This window comes from Christensenella timonensis (genome assembly GCF_900087015.1).
Classification (GTDB): Bacteria; Bacillota; Clostridia; order Christensenellales; family Christensenellaceae; genus Christensenella; species Christensenella timonensis.
Genome location: NZ_FLKP01000001.1, coordinates 176667 through 192912, shown reverse-complemented (window position 1 = coordinate 192912; position 16246 = coordinate 176667). Strand labels below are relative to the sequence as shown.

The following is a 16246-nucleotide window of genomic DNA, read 5'->3' as shown; positions in this document are numbered from 1 at the left end:
TCATTTGGGACGGCAGCGATACCTTCTTGGGGTACAGCCGATCCGTTCGCGGAAAAGCTTGCTGAAATAGCTGAGGCTGTTAAAGCCGGTCATGGTGGCGATCGTACTGACCGGCAGGCCGGTATCCAAAAGCAGGGCAGCCGCGCGTTCCAGGCGGTAAGCAATCAGCGAATCGATGGGCGTGACGCGCAGGACGCGTTTAAACGAACGGCAGCATTCGCTTTTGCTCAAATTGATAGCGTTGCTGATATCTGCAAGGGAGATATCCTCGGCATAGTGCTCGTGTACAAAGGCGAGCGCCTGCTTGATGCGCAGTTCATCGTTGGTGGAGGTTCGCTGGCTGGTGGGGGCGCCTGTAAACACATGTTCCAGCAGCAGCAGCCACAGGCTGCAGACCGCGTTACGCATATCGAATTCAAAGCCGAAAGCGTGCGCGGACGATACCTGGCGGATGTGCCCAAGATAAGAAAGCGCCTGTGCCTGCCATGGGATTTCACCGGAAAATTTTGTGTATTTGACCGCTGTATCGCCAATATAGGGAAGGATATATTTGGTGGACAGCAGGTCAAATCCGCTGCTCCCCAAAAGGCGCGGACTGACCGCAACGGTAAACAGGGACGAATCGTCCCCGCGCCGCGGACGGATGCGGTGCAACTGGCTGCCGTTGATGAACATGCCTTCGCCCTCATGCAGCAGGACGGTATCCTCCGCGACGGATATCTCCGTCGTACCGCGGTTGGCGATGACGAATTCGATCTCCGCGTGCCAATGCCAGGGAATACTGTCCCGCTGCCACGGGATGTTGCCGCGGCGGGAGTGTTCGATTTGGTCCAGATAGATATCCAGAGAAGCATCCTGATTCAATTCGCGCAGCGTCTGGTCGCTGGACAAGTATGTGATATGCATAAAACACCTAGCTATGATAATGATAGTTTTCGGCAATATATTGATGTACATTTTTGCCTGCCGTCAATATAATTATACATAAAGGAAAGCACAAAAGTCAACTATAAGCACATATGTTATTGCATAATATGGGGGTGGAAAAAATGATCACGCATGTCGGAAGCATCAATGTAGATTATATCGTACACAACAAACGGCTGCCCATGCCGGGGGAAACGGTATTTGGGGATTCCCTGAGCATGGCCATAGGCGGCAAAGGGGCGATCCAGATCGGCGCGGTCGCGAGGCTCGGTGTCCCTACCTGTTTTATCAGCATGATGGGAGAGCTTGATCCCAATTTACCGCTTTTGAAAAGCGACCTTGCGTGGGCGGGCGTCAATTGCGAAAGGATCGGCATGGCAAAGGATATGCTGTGCGGGTCGGCATTTGTGATGGTGGAAGAAAGCGGCGCCAACGCGATCAGTATCGTACATGCGGCGGACAGGGCGGTCACGCCCGAATATGTGGAGCAGAACCGCGATGTAATACGGGATGCAAAGGTCGTGATGACGGAATTCATGCCGCCGATGGAAACATGCGAATATGCCATGAAGATGGCGAAGGAATACGGGGCGGTGACCATCGTCAACCCTGCGCCGGTAAAGGAGATCCCGGATGGGTTTTATCAATATATTGATATCATCACACCCAACGAAAGCGAAGCGGCGGGATATTGCGGATTTGCAGTGGACGATGAAAAGAGCGCGGCTGAAGCCTGTGCGTTTTTCCATGGAAAAGGCGTAAAAAACGTTGTGATCACCTTGGGAGGGCGCGGCGCTTTCGTATCCGACGGGCAAAGAACCGAAATGGTCGAAGCATACAAGGTAAAAGCCGTCGATACGACGGGCGCGGGCGATTCGTTTAACGCGGGGCTTGCCGTGGCGATCTGGAAGGACAAAGACCTGTTTACAGCGGCGAAGTTCGCCAATGCGGTGTCCTCTGTCAGCGTACAGAGAAAAGGATCGTTCCGCTCGATCCCCACATACGAGGAAGTTGCGCAGGTATTTGCGCTGTAGGAAAGGGACGGGAATGGAAAGCGAAGCAATCAGGGAAGTATTGCGCGTTGCAAAGCGCATGGACGATAAGCTGCTGGCAAATGCTTATGAAGGCAACGTATCCGTCAAACGGGACGGATACCTGTATATCACGCCGTCCGGCAAAAACAAGGAATGGCTGACGGGCGACATGATCGCTGTTTTTGATGAAAAGGAAAAGCAGGTTGCGGGGGTATACCCGCCGTCGTCCGAGTTGAAAATGCATGCCGCGATGTACGGGCTGCGCGAGGATATCGGCGGCGTGGTACATTCGCATGCCCCGTTTTTGACGGCGTTTGCCATGTGCAACATGCCCTTTGTATCGCATGCGCACGCGGAGCTTTTGTGGGATCACAAGGAGGTGGAAGTCCTCCCGTACGGCCGTCCCGGATCGGACAGCATTTATGCCGGGGCAGGCGATATCCTCAAAAAAGGAAAGGACATCATGCTGCTGGCAAACCACGGTGTGCTGGCGGTAGGAAAAACAGCGTACGACGCGCTTAACAAGCTGGAATCGGTGGAGAGCGCGGCAAAGATATGCGTCATTTCGCGGCTGATCGGAAAGGAAAACGACCTGCCGGCGGATGAAGTGGAATTTCTGCTTAGTTTATAGAAAAGGAAAGGTGAGGAAAATGTTTAGTGCGGATAGTTTTATCCCGACGCGCGTGGTGTTTGGGAACGGAAGGCTGGAGGAATTAAAAAGCATGCCCCTGCCGGGCAAAAAAGCGCTTTTATGCGTACTGCAGGATGGATTCATCGAACCGTCCGGGCTGCTTGGGCGGGTGGTCGCGCTGCTTAAGAAAAATGGCGTAGAGGTTGTGGTGAACGACCACGTGATGCCCAACCCGACGCGCGAAGACGTGATGAAGGGCGTCGATATCGCTCGGAACGAAGGATGCGATTTTTGTATCGGCCTTGGGGGAGGCAGCACCATCGACACGGCGAAGGCCATCGCAATCATGCTGGAAAACCCCGGAGACCTGTGGGATTACGCAAGCGCGGGATCGGGCGGGCGCAAGGAGATCCGCAGCGCGGCCCCGGTGGTGGCGATCTCTACGACAGCGGGTACGGGAACAGAGACAGACCCGTATTGCGTGATCACCAATGAAGAAACAGGGGAGAAGCTCGATTTTGCGGTGGATGCGATCTTCCCGCAGATATCGTTTATTGATCCGCAGATCACGATGTCGCTGCCGCGGCACCTGACGATCTACCAGGGCTTTGACGCATTTTTCCATGCGGCGGAATGTTATATCGTCAACCAGAATAAAAACAAGCTGGTCGATATGTACGGCGCGGAATCCGTGCGGCTGGTGACGCAGTGGCTGCCCGTTGTCGCGGAGGACGGGAAAAACGAAGAGGCGCGGACGAATATCGCTTTTGCAGCCGATGTATTGAGCGGATATACGCAGGCGCTCATCAATACGACGTCCCACCATATCATTGGGCAGTGCCTGGGCGGCCTGTTTCCCAAATTGCCGCACGGCGCCAGCCTGATCGTCCTTGCAGAGGCGTATTATACAAAGATCAAGGCTCTCGTACCGGATATGCTGGAGCAGCTTGGGGACATCATGGGCGAAGCGCCTGTCATGGGAGATAAAGGACAGAATTTTGTGAATGGCCTTGTAAAGATGCTCGACAAAACAGGCGCCCGCGAGCTGGCGCTTTCGGAATACGGCATGAAGCCGGAAGATTTTGAACGCATCGCAGATATCGTTGTGGACGATGTAGGCATCGATTCCGTGGATATTTACGAGCTGTCGAAGGAAGACATCATCGATATCCTGAAACAGTCTTACCGATAGACTGTCAAACAGCAGGAAGGCCGCATCCCCGGATGCGGCTTTTTTGCGTATCAAAAAAAGGAGCGCGGGCTGCGCTCCTTACAAAACCGCTTGCTATTTGATATAATCCATCAGGCTTTCCCGTGCAAGCCGCGTATCGATTTCACGGAGAATAGGCTCTGCACTGCGTACGCCGAGGCCAAAACGGCTGGCGCCCGCGTCGATCATTTCAAGCATCGTATCCACATCGCGGATACCGCCCGCCGCTTTGATCAGGGCGCTGTCGCCGATCGCATCCTTGATGGTTTTGATCATGTGCACGGTCGTGGGCCTGCCGTGGAGCCCCGTGCTCGTCTTGACAAATTCCGCACCCGCGGCGACCGCGAGCTCTGCGGCCGTGGCGATCTGCGCATCATTTAAAAACGACGTCTCGATGATGACCTTGACCGGGACTTTAACAGACTCGCATACGGTCGTCATATCCTGTTTCGTATATTTTTGGTTGCCGGACAAAAATGCGCCGACGTTCATGACCATATCGATCTCCTGTGCGCCCATCAGCTCCAGTTGCTTTGCTTCATATACCTTTGCGGACGTAAGCTCGCCGCCAAAGGGAAAGCCGGTGACGCTTCCGTGCAGGACGTCGTCGTAACCGATGGTATTCTTGATCGTATAGGAAAGATAGCAGGGAAAGGCGATCGTCGAAGCGCAATGGTATGCCTTGGCGATATCGCACACGCGGTCGATATCTTTCAGCTGCGAATCCGCGTAAATAGAAGTCATATCAATCATCCTGGGAAGATCTTCAAGTGAAAACATAGGGTAAAGGCCTCCGAAAAGTCATTTAAAACAGTATTATCATAAGCGAGAGAATAGGCAATGTCAATGGCAAGTGATAAAAAAATATGTCAAAAAAACATGCACTATCTATCAGGAAAAAGGAGTATAATGGGAACAGTTCGGGCAGGAGGGAAATGCATTGGATATTGAACGTGTAAAAAAGTTTTTTGAGATGGATCGCTTTGTAAAAGGACTGGGGATCGTGATCGACAGCGCGGGAGAAGGCGAATGTGTTTGCAGCGCGCTGATCGAGGACAAGCACCTGAATGCGGGCAATGTGGTGCAGGGAGGCATGATCTTTACGATCGCGGATTTTACATTTGCGGTCGCGGCAAACTGCAAGCATGGCAACGTGGTTTCCCTGTCAAACAACATCACCTATAACCGGCCGCCGAAAGGCAAGAAACTGATCGCAAGCGCAAAAGAGATATCGGCAACGCGCAGGACATGCCTGTACGAGGTGGAGGTTTGTGACGAGCTTGGTACGAACGTCGCCTACGTGACGGTCACAGGTTTCATCAAGGAAGGAAGCATCGGGCTTTAAAGCAGGCGGGGTCGGGCCATCCATGGTTTGTATGAAAACAGGCGCCTGAAAGGCGCCTGTTTTCTTTGCTTCATTTTATTTAGGATTGGCCGGCCTTTTTTGCCGAATCATTTTTTAGCAGCGCTGTCACGATAATGCCCACAACACAGGCCGCAGCCGGAATGATGAACGTCCATGGTGTCGGGATGCCGTCGATGGTGACCACCTTGGCAATGGCGGGAAACAACAGGCCGGAGACCGCAAAAGCGATCATGATGAGGCCATAGTTGACGCCGTTGTTTTTGATGCCGAAGTAATCCGCCGTGACCGCCGGGAACACGCCTGCGCTTCCGCCGAATGCGAAGGCGATCAGCGCGATGAGCACGATGAACAGGTAGCTTTGTGCAAACGTCAGCAGCAGGATACACACGAGCGTGACCAGGTAGAGCACAAAAAGCACATTCCTGCGCCCGATCTTGTCGGACAGCCACGGGGCGACCAGGCGGCCCGCAGCCGAGGCGATGCCCGTGACCATGACGCCTGCCAGCGCCGCGGCCTCGCTTAGGTTGCGCAGCTCGCCCAGGGACTTTAATAATGGATTGATGATAAAATATGCGGGCGTCAAGAGCATCATGGACAGGAAGATGAAATAGTAATATTTCGTTTTGACCATTTCAAGCGGCGCATATTGTTTCTGCCGGGAAAGGTCGGGCAGCGCCACGTGGAACGCATCCATATATTCCCTGGACGGGTTTTTAACAAACCAGCCGAAGACCAGGATGACCACGGCAAAAATGACCGCAAGGATAAGGAAGGTCTGCGATACGCCGACCGCCTTTAAAAGCGTATTGACGATGGGTGTGAATACAACGGTGGATGCGCCGAACGTGCAGACGATGATGCCCGTGGCGAAGCCTCTTTTGTCGAGGAACCATTTTTGCGCGCACGAGATGGTGGACGTATAGGCAGCGCCCACGCCGAAACCCGCCATGCCGCCGTAAAAGACGTAGATTAGCCAAGGCATGTTTTGCGGCACGAACGACGACAGCAGTATGCCCGCTACAAACATCGCACCGCCTAAAAAGACGACGGGGCGCGGCCCCTTTTTATCGTTTAAGCGCCCGCCTAAAACGATGCCTAAAACAAAGGTGGCAAGCATGATGGAGAATGTAACAGAAGCGTCTGCCGCGCTCCATGCATAATATTCCATGACAGCCGGCTGGAAAATGCTCCAGATATAAATGATACCGATACAAAGCTGGATGATTGCGCCGGCAAAAAGCGGCAGGAATTTGTTCTGTGATTTCAAAATAAGGCCACCTCCAAATTATCATTTGTGCATGCGTTTTAGCATGCTAACGTAATGATATATGATTTTTATGGAAAAATCAACGCAATACTTGAGAAAACAAGGGGCAGGATGTAAAATAGGGAAAGAAGGACGGGGCGCAATCCCCGGCCCGGAAAATGAACATAAGTTGAGGTAGGGCAATTATGCTTGAAGGGATCAAGATCGAGGTATACAAGGCGAACATGGAGCTGGAAAAATACGGCCTTGTGATGCTGCGGTGGGGCAACATTTCGGCGATGGACGAGCATACGGGGTATATCGTCATCAAACCGAGCCGCATCCCGTACTCCAAGATCAAACCGGACGACATGATCGTCTGCGATCTGGAAGGAAAGATCATCGAAGGGGCGCATACGCCGTCTTCCGACCTGTTTACACACCTTGAGATATACCGGTCCTTTAAAGAGGTGCGCAGTGTGGCGCATACCCATTCCAAATGGGCGACCGTATTCGCGCAGGCGGGCAAGAGCATCCCCAACCTCGGTACGACGCATGCGGACTTTTTTAAGCACGATATCCCGGTCACGCGTACGATGACAGCCGAAGAAGTCGCACGGGACTATGAAAAGAATACCGGTAAAGTCATTGTGGACGCCTTTACCTTGAAGAACCCCATGACCACGCCTGCGGTGCTGGTCAAAAACCACGGGCCGTTCGTGTGGGGCAAGGATATCCCGCAGACGGTGGATAATGCGGCGGCGCTCGAATATGTCGCGGAAATGGCCTTTTATACCATGCGGCTCAATACCGATGCGGAAATGAACGAATACCTGATCGACAAGCATACTGAAAGGAAACAGGCCAGAACGCATGAATAATAAAGCTACCAGCACAGAGCGGCAGCTGTTCATCTTGTCGTTGCTGGCACAAAAAAAGAGCGGTTATACGATCAATGAAATCATCGATTCGCTGAAGCGCATGGCGGACATCGACGCGACAAGGCGTATGGTGGTGCGGGATATGGACTATATCTCGCAGAATTTCTTTGTCTACGAGGAAGAGGTCGGCGGAAGGACTGTCTATAAAGCGGACAAATATGCGCTTTCCGACATGGATTTTTCCATTGCGGAGGTGCTGTCGCTTTACTTCACGCGTGAGGTACTGGAGTCTTATAAAACGCTTGATATTGCAAAAAACGCACTCAAGATACTCGATAAGATACTCGGCAAGATGCCTGAGCTTTCGCGGAGTGCGATGGAAAATGTCGAGAAAATGATCAAAATCGTTCCTGCTTCGGCAGCGGAAGAGGAAACGGACGAGGAAATACTGGAGGCGGTGCAGGCTGCTCTGCAGGAGTCGCGCAGCCTGCAGATCGTATACAGTTCCTTTTCCACAGGGGAAACGGTAACGCGCAAATTCGATCCGTATGTGCTGGAAGTGCGCGAGGGCTGCTGGCATACGATCGGGCATTGCCACCTGCGCGGCGCGGTACGCGACCTGCGGCTGTCGCGCATGGAGGAAGCCAAGATACTGTCGGATACATTCAGCATACCCAAACGGTTTTATGAGGAATACCAGAAAACGCGCTTCGATAAGCTGGCGGGGGATACGGCCTGCGACGTGGAGGTGCGTTTTACCGGCGACGCGGCGCGGCTGGTGAAGGAATTCCACGCGCATAAGGCAGACCGGCTGGAGGAAAAAGGCGGCGCGCTCCTCTTTTATAAGAAAGCGGCGCTCACGCCAGACCTGATGTCGTGGATCCTTTCGTTCGGCGCGCAGGCGGAGGTGCTGGCCCCGGGCGAACTCAAGGAAGCGGCAGCGCGTGAAGCAAGGGCAATGGCAGAACGATATAAGGCGGTAAGTAAATGAAACAAAGGCTCATACTAAACGACATCTCCCCGGACTTTAAACGGGATACGCAGACGCGGGGGGAATATATCGAAAAAAAGAAAAAGCAGATTATCGGCTTTGTGGAGCGCTATCTTGAGCGCTCGGACGCCAAAGGGATCGTGCTCGGCATTTCGGGCGGCGTGGACAGCTTCCTTGTGGGGGCTCTGTGCGCCGTTGCGTGCGAAAACGCAAAGAGGAAGCTCTACCTTGTCCTCCTTCCCAATGGGCAGCAGGCTGATATTGAGGACGCGCGTGCCTGCGTCAGGCGGATCATGGAAATAAACCCGCAGGCCATGTGCGATACGGTATCCATCGCGGGAGGCTATGCCGGGGCGCTTGGCGACCTCAAAGGGGCGCGGGGGTTTTCCAAGGACGCGTATACGCTGGGAAACTTGCAGCCGCGGCTGCGGATGATGTACCAGTATGCGCTTAGCAAGGGGATGCTTGTCGCGGGTACGGATCACGCGACCGAAGCGATCACAGGGTTCTATACCAAATTCGGCGACGGCGGAAGCGATTTGAACCCCATCCAGGAGTTGGTGAAGGACGATATCTATGAGATGTCGCGGACGTTTGGCGCACCGGAGGCGGTGATGGTAAAACAGCCGGCGGCGGGCCTGGGTATCTCGGCAACGGACGAGGAAGAGTTGGGCATCCGTTACGACGATATCTGCGCATACCTCAAAGGCCACAGTATCGCAGGCGACGTACGGGAGAAGCTGGAGGCGGCTTACGACCGTTCGGCGCACAAACGCGCCTTGCCGGCGTCTTTAAAGGACGAATACCATGAGAAAAAGAGCGCGGTACATATCCATGTGGGACAGGTCGGCGACGAACGGATCCTGAAAACGACGATCGCTGACATCAACGCGCACCCGGAACAGATCGTGCTGTATATCGGGCAGTATCCGCCGGAACAGGCGTTCTACGACGAGGTCGTCAAGACGGTCAACACGCCCATCGCGCATTACAACATGTTTTGCGTAAAGGATGGGGAAGCGGTAAACAGTACGTTTGGGAACCTGACGGGCTGCCTGAAACGCAAGCTGGTAAGCAAGGTCGTGGTTTCGGGCGAGGTGGGCACGGCGCTTTCGGATGCCGTGGTCTGGCTGATGCACAACGGGTTCGAGGTGACCCTGTTAAAGGACTGCCTGACAAGGATCAAAAAGTAAGGATACGACACAACAAAAAGGAAACGGAAAAATGGATATTTTCAAATACGTGGACGAGGTAGTGGATTATTACGAGACCGTCCAGTACCGATACAAAAATATTGCGCACGACCTAAAGCATATGCTGGAAGACGTGATCGTCAAGAATTCGGAGTATACGCTCAATATTTCGTACCGCGTCAAGGAGCTGGACAGCGTGCGCGAAAAGCTGATCCGCAACAGTTATTACCGCATGCATACCTCAAAAGAGGAAGTCGTCGCGAATATACAGGATATCATCGGCATCCGTATCGAGTGTAAATTCAATGAGGACGAGCAATATGTTTATAAGCTGATGCTCCAGATGTTCAGCAAAACGGACGACCAGATCTTTTTTTACAATTCCAAGTTCCCCAAAATGCGCTTTAAGCTGAATGAAAAGCAGCCGGTCAAGCAAAAGAACGGCTTTGATATTTATAAGATCGACGCGCGCTATGAGGACAACAAGGGGCAGGAAGACGAGATCCGTGTGAATTTCGAGATACAGATCAAGTCCATGATCAACATGTTCTGGGGCGAGATCGAGCACCGGATTATCTATAAGAACCCGTCATACTTTATGGTGGAGCAGCAGGTGATTGAAAACCTGGTTTCCATCAAGGAAAACCTGAACCTGGTCGACCACCAGCTGCACGACTTATATAAGAGGTACAAACGCGACAACAGCTCCAAACTGCATTACCGCAAGGAAACCATCGAAAACATCGTTTCTAAGCTGGTACACGATACGATCGCGCGCAAGATGAAAAATGACTTGGGTTTTGTGGTGCAGTTCAAGGAAAGCTGCGACAGTATCATCGACTATCTCTTTATTGTGAACAACGCGGCGCAGATGGAAGATTACGGCCGGATATTGACGGACATTTTCTACATCACCAGCAACATGACCGGGGAAGAGATGGATTTCCGCGAATCGTTGGAATTGGAGCACGGATTCAATACGGGAGACCAGTTCATCGATACGGTGGGGATCACCATCCAGAAGCTGATGAATGTGGATTTCAACTGGCACCTCTACTGCATGATCCTGTTTGAACTGGAACGCGGCAGCAACATCGACGACCTGGAGACATTTATCCGTTATTACAAGGGGAGGCTGACCGCCAACGCGGAGCTTTACCGTTTGGAGGAAGTGTTCCCGGCGGAGACCGCGCAGAAGATCAAGACGGACCTGATCAACGAGATGGGATATGTGTTCCGCCGCCATGCGGATATCGCGCTGTTATACAGCGGGGGCATCAAAGAGCTGACGCGGGCCCTTAAAAAGACGGTGGAGAACATCATCAAGGACAAGCCCGACTGGAACAAGGAAAAATCCATTTACCTCCTATACCTCAACAACAGCGTGAGCGTAGAGGAGATCAATTGACTGGGTGGATGAATTGGCGTAAAATAATTGGAGCGATGACAAGCACGTTTTACAAATTTATGGAGAATGAGGCGAAACTATGAAAATCAGACTGGCTGACGGCAGCGTCAGGGAATTTAAGGATGGGATGAACGCTCTTCAGATCGCAAAAGAGCTGAACCAGAAACTTGGGAAAGCCGCAGTTGCGGCAAAGATCGACGGCACGGTGACCGAGCTTACGCAGGCGGTGCCGGACGGCGCGGCCCTTGAGATCCTTACCTTCTTAGACGAAGACGGTAAAAAGGCGGTTTGGCATACGGCTTCGCATGTGCTGGCACAGGCGGTGAAGCGCTTATACCCGGAGGCAAAGCTGGCGATCGGCCCGGCAACGGACAGCGGGTTTTATTATGATTTTGATACGGAGCGCCCGTTTACGAACGAGGATCTTGCAAAGATCGAAAAGGAAATGAAGAAGATCGTGGCGGAAAACATCCCGCTCACAAAATATACGCTGCCGCGCGCACAAGCGATCGAAAAAATGAAAGCGGCGGGAGAGCCTTACAAGGTGGAGCTGATCGAAGACCTTCCGGAGGACGCAGTCATCAGCTTTTACGAGCAGGGCACGTTTACCGACCTGTGCGCGGGGCCGCACGCCGTTTCCACAGGCAGGGTAAAAGTACCCAAGCTGCTGCGTACGGCGGGCGCGTATTGGCGCGGAAACGAAAACAATAAAATGCTGCACCGTATTTACGGCGTGGCGTTTCCCACACAGCAGGAGCTTGACGCCTATCTGCAGCAGTTAAAAGAGGCGGAAGAACGCGACCACAACAAACTGGGACGCGAGCTGCATTACTTTACCACCAATCCGCTGGTGGGACAGGGGCTGCCGCTTCTGATGCCCAAGGGCGCGAAAACGATCCAGCTTTTGCAGCGCTTTGTCGAGGATGAGGAAGAGCGCAGGGGATATGTGATCACCAAAACGCCGTTTATGGCAAAAAGCGACTTGTATAAAATTTCCGGGCACTGGGATCATTACCAGGACGGGATGTTCATACTGGGCGACGAGGAGAAAGACGAGGAAGTGCTGGCGCTGCGGCCGATGACATGCCCGTTCCAGTACATGATCTATAATGCGGAGCACCATTCCTATAAAGACCTGCCCATCCGCTATGCCGAAACGTCCACGCTGTTCCGCAACGAGGCGTCTGGCGAGATGCACGGGCTGATCCGGGTGCGCCAGTTCACGCTTGCCGAAGGGCACATCATTTGTACGCCCGGACAGTTGGAAGAGGAATTTTTGGGCGTGCTCGATTTGATCCAATACAATATGAAGATACTGGGAATCGAAAACGACGTCACATACCGATTTTCCAAATGGGATCCGAACGACAAGGGCAAATATATCGGCGACGCGGAGGAATGGGAACGCGTACAGGGCGCGATGCGCACGATCCTTGACCATACCGGCCTCAAATATTATGAAGCGGACGGAGAAGCGGCGTTTTACGGACCGAAACTCGATATCCAGTTCAAAAACGTGTTCGGCAAGGAAGACACGCTGTTTACGGTGCAGATCGACTTTGCGCTTGCGGAGCGTTTCTCCATGACCTACGTGGACAGCGACGGCCAGAAAAAAGCGCCGTATATCATCCACCGTTCTTCCATCGGGTGCTACGAGCGGACGCTCGCCATGCTGATCGAAAAATATGCGGGGGCACTGCCCATGTGGATGATGAGCGAGGAAGTTCGGCTGATGAACATAACGGACGAAGCGGCGGAATATTGCCACGCGTTCGCGCGGCGGCTGCGTGATGCAGGGATTCGCGCCAGCGTAGACGACCGGCAGGAAAAGATCGGCTATAAGATCCGCGAGGCGAGGAACGAACGCATCCCGTACATGCTGGTGGCGGGCGAAAAAGAGATCGCGGACGGGACATTCGCCGTGCGCCGCAGAGGCGAGGGCGAGATCGGCAGCATGGCGGCGGAGGAGCTGCTTGGCCTGATCGTTCAGCAGGACAGGGGAAAGGTGATTTTTTAAGGATGACTTGACACGGCGCCTGCCGCTGTGGTAAGATTATCGTTGTAAAACAAAGCAGGAGCTACCCGCTTCTCACCTATGGGCAAGGGCGCATGGGTCGAATAAACAAAGGTAATTGTTTTTTATGAGCGGGTAGAGAGTATCTATCCGCTTTTTATATGAAAAGCGAAACGCTACAAGCGAGGGGGAAAGAACAATCGCAAACGAACCGTTCATCAATGAACAAATCAGGGAACCGGAAGTAAGGGTAGTGGCCGAGGACGGCAGGCAGCTTGGCGTGATGTCTTCACAGGAGGCGCAAAGAATCGCCGATGAAGCAGATCTTGACCTGGTGAATATTTCGCCAAAGGCGAATCCGCCGGTGTGCAAGATCATGGACTATGGCAAATACCGCTTTGAACAGAATAAACGGCAGAAGGAAGCAAAGAAAAACCAGAAGATCGTTGTCCTAAAAGAAATGCGCCTTTCCGCCACGATCGACAAGCACGATATGGAGGTCAAGGCTAAGAATGTGCGCAAGTTTTTGGAAGCGGGCGACAAGGTCAAGGTGTCCATCCGTTTCCGTGGGAGGCAGCTTGCACATACCGAGCAGGGCAGGACTGTCATGCAGCTGTTCCTGGAAATGCTGGGTGATTGCGCGGCTGTCGAAAAGAATGCCAAAATGGAAGGCAGAAGCATGTTTATGATCCTTGCCCCCAAAGCATAAGGGGCCGGGTTTAAAAAGTTGCCAATAATAAGTTTGAGATACAGAAGGAGGGCGTTAAGATGCCTAAGATGAAGACACACAGAGGCGCGGCGAAAAGATTCAGCGTCACGAAATCAGGTAGGGTAAAAAGATCCAAAGCGTACAAAAGCCACATATTGAATAAGAAAAGCTCTAAGAGGAAGAGAAATCTCCGCAAGGGTACTTATATTTGTGCGGCAGAAGAAAAGAACGTCAGAGTTCTGATTCCGTACAAATAATATCGAGAGGATGTAAGGGAGGTTTACAAAAATGGCTAGAGTAAAAAGAGCGGTAAGCTCGCATAAAAAACGCAGGAAAGTATTCAAACTCGCAAAGGGCTATTTCGGAGCGAAGTCCAAGCAATATAAGTCCGCAAAACAGGCGGTCATGAAGTCCATGAATTATGCCTATACAGGCAGGAAGCTGAAAAAGCGCGATATGCGCCGCCTGTGGATCGTGCGGATCAACGCGGAAGCACGGCAGAACGGCCTCAGCTATTCCAAGTTTATGAACGGCCTCAAGCAAAATGGGATCGATCTGAACAGGAAAGTACTGGCTGATATGGCGGTTAACGACAAACCTGCTTTTAAAGAACTGGCGGAAACGGCAAAGAAAAAAGTGCAGGCGTAATCGAAAAGAGATTTTGGGGGATAAGCTGGTATCAAAACTGCTTTATCCCCTTTTTTGTTCGTATGGGAGAAGGTCATGAAAGAGATCAAAAGCCATTCCAATGAATATATCAAGACGCTGCGCTCCCTGAAAAAGAAACGCGCGCGGGATGAAGAAGGCAAATATATCATCGAGGGCATGAAGACGATCGGTGAGGCGCTGGGCGCCGCGCAGGAGGTGGAATGTATCCTGACGGCGGAACCGGGCGGGCCGGCCGCCGCGCTTGCGAAGGAATACGGCGTACAGGTCATTTCCGTGCCCTACGAGATCATCCAGCAGGTCGCGGATACGAAAACGCCTCCCAACGATATCGCCTGCGTCAAAAAGCAGGAGAACCTTCCGGATTACGGCGGCAGCTTTTATGTGGCGCTCGACGATGTAAACGACCCCAAAAACCTGGGGACGATCATCCGTACAGCGGACGCTGCAGGCGCGGAGGGCGTATTCATCTCGGATACCAGCGCAGACTTCTACGGCCCCAAGGCACAGCGTGCGGCCATGGGCTCTACGTTCCATGTGCCAATCGAGGTATGCAGCTTGCCGCATACGCTCAAAAAACTCAAAAGCACGGGCGTACAGGTCGTGGCGGGAAGCCTCGCGGGGCAATATGGGATCGCTATACCGTCCCGGAAGGCGTGCGTGGTCATTGGAAACGAAGCGCGCGGCATATCAAAGGATGTGCAGGAGCTGGCAGATGTGCTGTATAAGATCCGCATATACGGGCGGGCGGAAAGCTTGAACGCAAGCGTCGCCGCGGGTATAATGTTATATGATGTACGCAAGGTATTAGGAGAGCAGGGATAGCGGCAAGCTGAACGGATAGGAAGCGTTGCACGGCGGAAACGTCCCCTGCGCGCGGGATTGCTGATCGAGTTGATAATGAATTGAGATAAATTTTTTAAGCATGAGAGGAAAGGGAATATGTCAAACGACGAAATCGTAAAGAAGGCGCTGGGGGAGATCGGCGCGGCGGGATCGAGCGGGGAGCTCAATGATATCCGCGTCAAATACCTCGGTAAAAAGGGCGAGATCACGATGCTGATGAAGCAGATGGGCACGCTTGCCCCGGAAGAGAGGCCGGCGTTCGGACAGGCCGTCAACGCTGCCCGGGGAAGTGTGGAGCAGGCGCTCCTGAGCGCAGCGGAGAAAATCGCGCAAAAGGAAGACGCTGCCAAGCTCGCTGCCGAACGCGTGGATATCACGCTGCCCGGGCGTGCGCAGGCTTTAGGCGCATTGCACCCGTTGACACAGGTCTATTATGAGATCCGCGACATCTTTTTGAGCATGGGCTTTGATGTGAACGAAGGGCCGGAGATCGAGCTGGATCAATACAATTTTGAGATGCTGAATATTCCCAAAGACCATCCTGCGCGCGATATGCAGGATACGTTCTATGTGAGCGACGACGTGGTGCTGCGGACGCATACCTCGCCCGTGCAGGTGCGCACGATGCTGGGGCAAAAACCCCCGATCCGCATGGTGTGCCCGGGACGCGTGTTCCGCACGGACGACGTGGATGCGACGCATTCGCCGGTGTTCATGCAGATGGAAGGGCTGGTAGTTGGTAAAAACATCCGCTTTTCGGACTTGAAAGGCACGATCAATACGTTTATCCGCAACTTCTATGGGGAGGACGTAAAGACAAAGTTCCGCCCGGGCTTTTTCCCGTTTACAGAGCCTTCTGCGGAGGTGGATGTGACGTGCACGGTGTGCGGCGGCAAAGGCTGCGCTGCGTGTAAGGGCGCGGGCATGATCGAAGTGCTGGGCTGCGGGGTCGTGAACCCGGTAGTACTGCAAAACTGCGGCCTCAATCCGGAGGAATATTCCGGGTTTGCCTTTGGCATGGGCATCGACCGTTTGGCAAACACCAAATACGGGATCACGGATATTCGTTTACTCTATGAAAATGACGCGCGTTTTCTGCGCCAGTTCGTATAAAGGAGGGCACG

17 protein-coding genes and 1 other annotated feature are annotated in these 16246 nt (G+C 53.1%); of the genes, 14 read left to right on the top strand and 3 right to left on the bottom strand.

The window, feature by feature from the left end:
- On the bottom strand, nucleotides 1-906 hold the full coding sequence (locus BN6471_RS00920) for an AraC family transcriptional regulator (RefSeq protein ID WP_162270157.1): 906 nt from the start codon (nucleotides 904-906) through the stop codon (nucleotides 1-3).
- A 143-nt stretch (nucleotides 907-1049) separates the two neighbouring features.
- Here BN6471_RS00920 and BN6471_RS00915 point away from each other — a divergent pair, with 143 nt between their 5' ends.
- From BN6471_RS00915 to BN6471_RS00905, 3 genes are read left to right on the top strand one after another with little or no spacing between them, the layout of a single operon-like run.
- Nucleotides 1050-1961 carry a ribokinase gene (locus tag BN6471_RS00915; protein WP_066644878.1) on the top strand — a complete coding sequence of 304 codons (912 nt, stop codon included), beginning with the start codon at nucleotides 1050-1052 and terminating at the stop codon, nucleotides 1959-1961.
- 13 nt (nucleotides 1962-1974) lie between these two features.
- The gene (locus BN6471_RS00910) at nucleotides 1975-2592 is read left to right on the top strand and encodes a class II aldolase/adducin family protein (protein ID WP_066644626.1); all 618 of its coding nucleotides are present in this window, start codon (nucleotides 1975-1977) and stop codon (nucleotides 2590-2592) included.
- 19 nt (nucleotides 2593-2611) lie between these two features.
- Complete coding sequence (locus BN6471_RS00905) at nucleotides 2612-3784, top strand: iron-containing alcohol dehydrogenase (RefSeq protein ID WP_066644624.1); 1173 nt, start codon at nucleotides 2612-2614, stop codon at nucleotides 3782-3784.
- Nucleotides 3785-3877: 93 nt separating this feature from the next.
- Here the strand turns inward: BN6471_RS00905 and deoC are convergent, their stop codons facing one another.
- Entirely contained in the window at nucleotides 3878-4582 is a 705-nt protein-coding gene (gene deoC, locus BN6471_RS00900; protein ID WP_066644621.1) for a deoxyribose-phosphate aldolase, read from the bottom strand.
- A 160-nt stretch (nucleotides 4583-4742) separates the two neighbouring features.
- On the opposite strand from deoC, the gene BN6471_RS00895 reads away from it, so the two are divergent.
- Nucleotides 4743-5147 carry a PaaI family thioesterase gene (locus BN6471_RS00895; protein WP_082903241.1) on the top strand — a complete coding sequence of 135 codons (405 nt, stop codon included), beginning with the start codon at nucleotides 4743-4745 and terminating at the stop codon, nucleotides 5145-5147.
- Nucleotides 5148-5226: 79 nt separating this feature from the next.
- On the opposite strand, the gene BN6471_RS00890 is transcribed toward BN6471_RS00895, so the two are convergent.
- The gene (locus BN6471_RS00890; RefSeq protein WP_066644615.1) at nucleotides 5227-6435 is read right to left on the bottom strand and encodes an L-lactate MFS transporter; all 1209 of its coding nucleotides are present in this window, start codon (nucleotides 6433-6435) and stop codon (nucleotides 5227-5229) included.
- Nucleotides 6436-6620: 185 nt separating this feature from the next.
- On the opposite strand from BN6471_RS00890, the gene araD reads away from it, so the two are divergent.
- From araD to pheS, 10 genes are all read left to right on the top strand, one after another.
- Nucleotides 6621-7295, top strand: coding sequence for an L-ribulose-5-phosphate 4-epimerase AraD (gene araD, locus BN6471_RS00885; protein ID WP_066644613.1), 675 nt, complete (start codon nucleotides 6621-6623; stop codon nucleotides 7293-7295).
- Entirely contained in the window at nucleotides 7288-8286 is a 999-nt protein-coding gene (locus BN6471_RS00880) for a helix-turn-helix transcriptional regulator (protein WP_066644611.1), read from the top strand. Before araD ends, BN6471_RS00880 begins: the two co-directional genes overlap by 8 nt.
- Nucleotides 8283-9479: an NAD(+) synthase gene (nadE, locus tag BN6471_RS00875; RefSeq protein WP_066644609.1), complete on the top strand. Its 1197-nt coding sequence runs from the start codon at nucleotides 8283-8285 to the stop codon at nucleotides 9477-9479. The genes BN6471_RS00880 and nadE overlap by 4 nt, the downstream gene beginning before the upstream one ends.
- Nucleotides 9480-9510: 31 nt before the next feature.
- Nucleotides 9511-10887 (top strand): GTP pyrophosphokinase, encoded by a 1377-nt coding sequence (locus tag BN6471_RS00870; RefSeq protein ID WP_066644605.1) that lies wholly within the window; start codon nucleotides 9511-9513, stop codon nucleotides 10885-10887.
- Between the two features lie 79 nt (nucleotides 10888-10966).
- Nucleotides 10967-12904 (top strand): threonine--tRNA ligase, encoded by a 1938-nt coding sequence (thrS, locus tag BN6471_RS00865; protein WP_066644604.1) that lies wholly within the window; start codon nucleotides 10967-10969, stop codon nucleotides 12902-12904.
- Between the two features lie 46 nt (nucleotides 12905-12950).
- Nucleotides 12951-13069, top strand: a sequence feature (ribosomal protein L20 leader region).
- 85 nt (nucleotides 13070-13154) lie between these two features.
- A complete protein-coding gene (gene infC, locus BN6471_RS00860; RefSeq protein ID WP_407919467.1) occupies nucleotides 13155-13610 on the top strand; it encodes a translation initiation factor IF-3 in 456 nt (151 codons plus the stop codon).
- A 59-nt stretch (nucleotides 13611-13669) separates the two neighbouring features.
- Nucleotides 13670-13867 (top strand): 50S ribosomal protein L35, encoded by a 198-nt coding sequence (rpmI, locus tag BN6471_RS00855; protein WP_066644600.1) that lies wholly within the window; start codon nucleotides 13670-13672, stop codon nucleotides 13865-13867.
- A 31-nt stretch (nucleotides 13868-13898) separates the two neighbouring features.
- The gene (gene rplT, locus BN6471_RS00850) at nucleotides 13899-14258 is read left to right on the top strand and encodes a 50S ribosomal protein L20 (RefSeq protein ID WP_066644598.1); all 360 of its coding nucleotides are present in this window, start codon (nucleotides 13899-13901) and stop codon (nucleotides 14256-14258) included.
- Between the two features lie 75 nt (nucleotides 14259-14333).
- Complete coding sequence (locus BN6471_RS00845) at nucleotides 14334-15101, top strand: TrmH family RNA methyltransferase (RefSeq protein ID WP_066644594.1); 768 nt, start codon at nucleotides 14334-14336, stop codon at nucleotides 15099-15101.
- Between the two features lie 117 nt (nucleotides 15102-15218).
- A complete protein-coding gene (gene pheS, locus BN6471_RS00840; RefSeq protein WP_066644592.1) occupies nucleotides 15219-16235 on the top strand; it encodes a phenylalanine--tRNA ligase subunit alpha in 1017 nt (338 codons plus the stop codon).
- The last annotated feature ends 11 nt before the right edge of the window (nucleotides 16236-16246 follow it).

Excerpts from the sequence above, each read along its gene's own strand:
- BN6471_RS00920 (WP_162270157.1), bottom strand. The coding sequence starts at position 906 with ATGCATATCACATACTTGTCCAGCGACCAGACGCTGCGCGAATTGAAT.
- BN6471_RS00915 (WP_066644878.1), top strand. The coding sequence starts at position 1,050 with ATGATCACGCATGTCGGAAGCATCAATGTAGATTATATCGTACACAAC.
- BN6471_RS00910 (WP_066644626.1), top strand. The coding sequence starts at position 1,975 with ATGGAAAGCGAAGCAATCAGGGAAGTATTGCGCGTTGCAAAGCGCATG.
- BN6471_RS00905 (WP_066644624.1), top strand. The coding sequence starts at position 2,612 with ATGTTTAGTGCGGATAGTTTTATCCCGACGCGCGTGGTGTTTGGGAAC.
- deoC (WP_066644621.1), bottom strand. The coding sequence starts at position 4,582 with ATGTTTTCACTTGAAGATCTTCCCAGGATGATTGATATGACTTCTATT.
- araD (WP_066644613.1), top strand. The coding sequence starts at position 6,621 with ATGCTTGAAGGGATCAAGATCGAGGTATACAAGGCGAACATGGAGCTG.
- BN6471_RS00880 (WP_066644611.1), top strand. The coding sequence starts at position 7,288 with ATGAATAATAAAGCTACCAGCACAGAGCGGCAGCTGTTCATCTTGTCG.
- nadE (WP_066644609.1), top strand. The coding sequence starts at position 8,283 with ATGAAACAAAGGCTCATACTAAACGACATCTCCCCGGACTTTAAACGG.
- BN6471_RS00870 (WP_066644605.1), top strand. The coding sequence starts at position 9,511 with ATGGATATTTTCAAATACGTGGACGAGGTAGTGGATTATTACGAGACC.
- thrS (WP_066644604.1), top strand. The coding sequence starts at position 10,967 with ATGAAAATCAGACTGGCTGACGGCAGCGTCAGGGAATTTAAGGATGGG.
- rpmI (WP_066644600.1), top strand. The coding sequence starts at position 13,670 with ATGCCTAAGATGAAGACACACAGAGGCGCGGCGAAAAGATTCAGCGTC.
- rplT (WP_066644598.1), top strand. The coding sequence starts at position 13,899 with ATGGCTAGAGTAAAAAGAGCGGTAAGCTCGCATAAAAAACGCAGGAAA.
- BN6471_RS00845 (WP_066644594.1), top strand. The coding sequence starts at position 14,334 with ATGAAAGAGATCAAAAGCCATTCCAATGAATATATCAAGACGCTGCGC.
- pheS (WP_066644592.1), top strand. The coding sequence starts at position 15,219 with ATGTCAAACGACGAAATCGTAAAGAAGGCGCTGGGGGAGATCGGCGCG.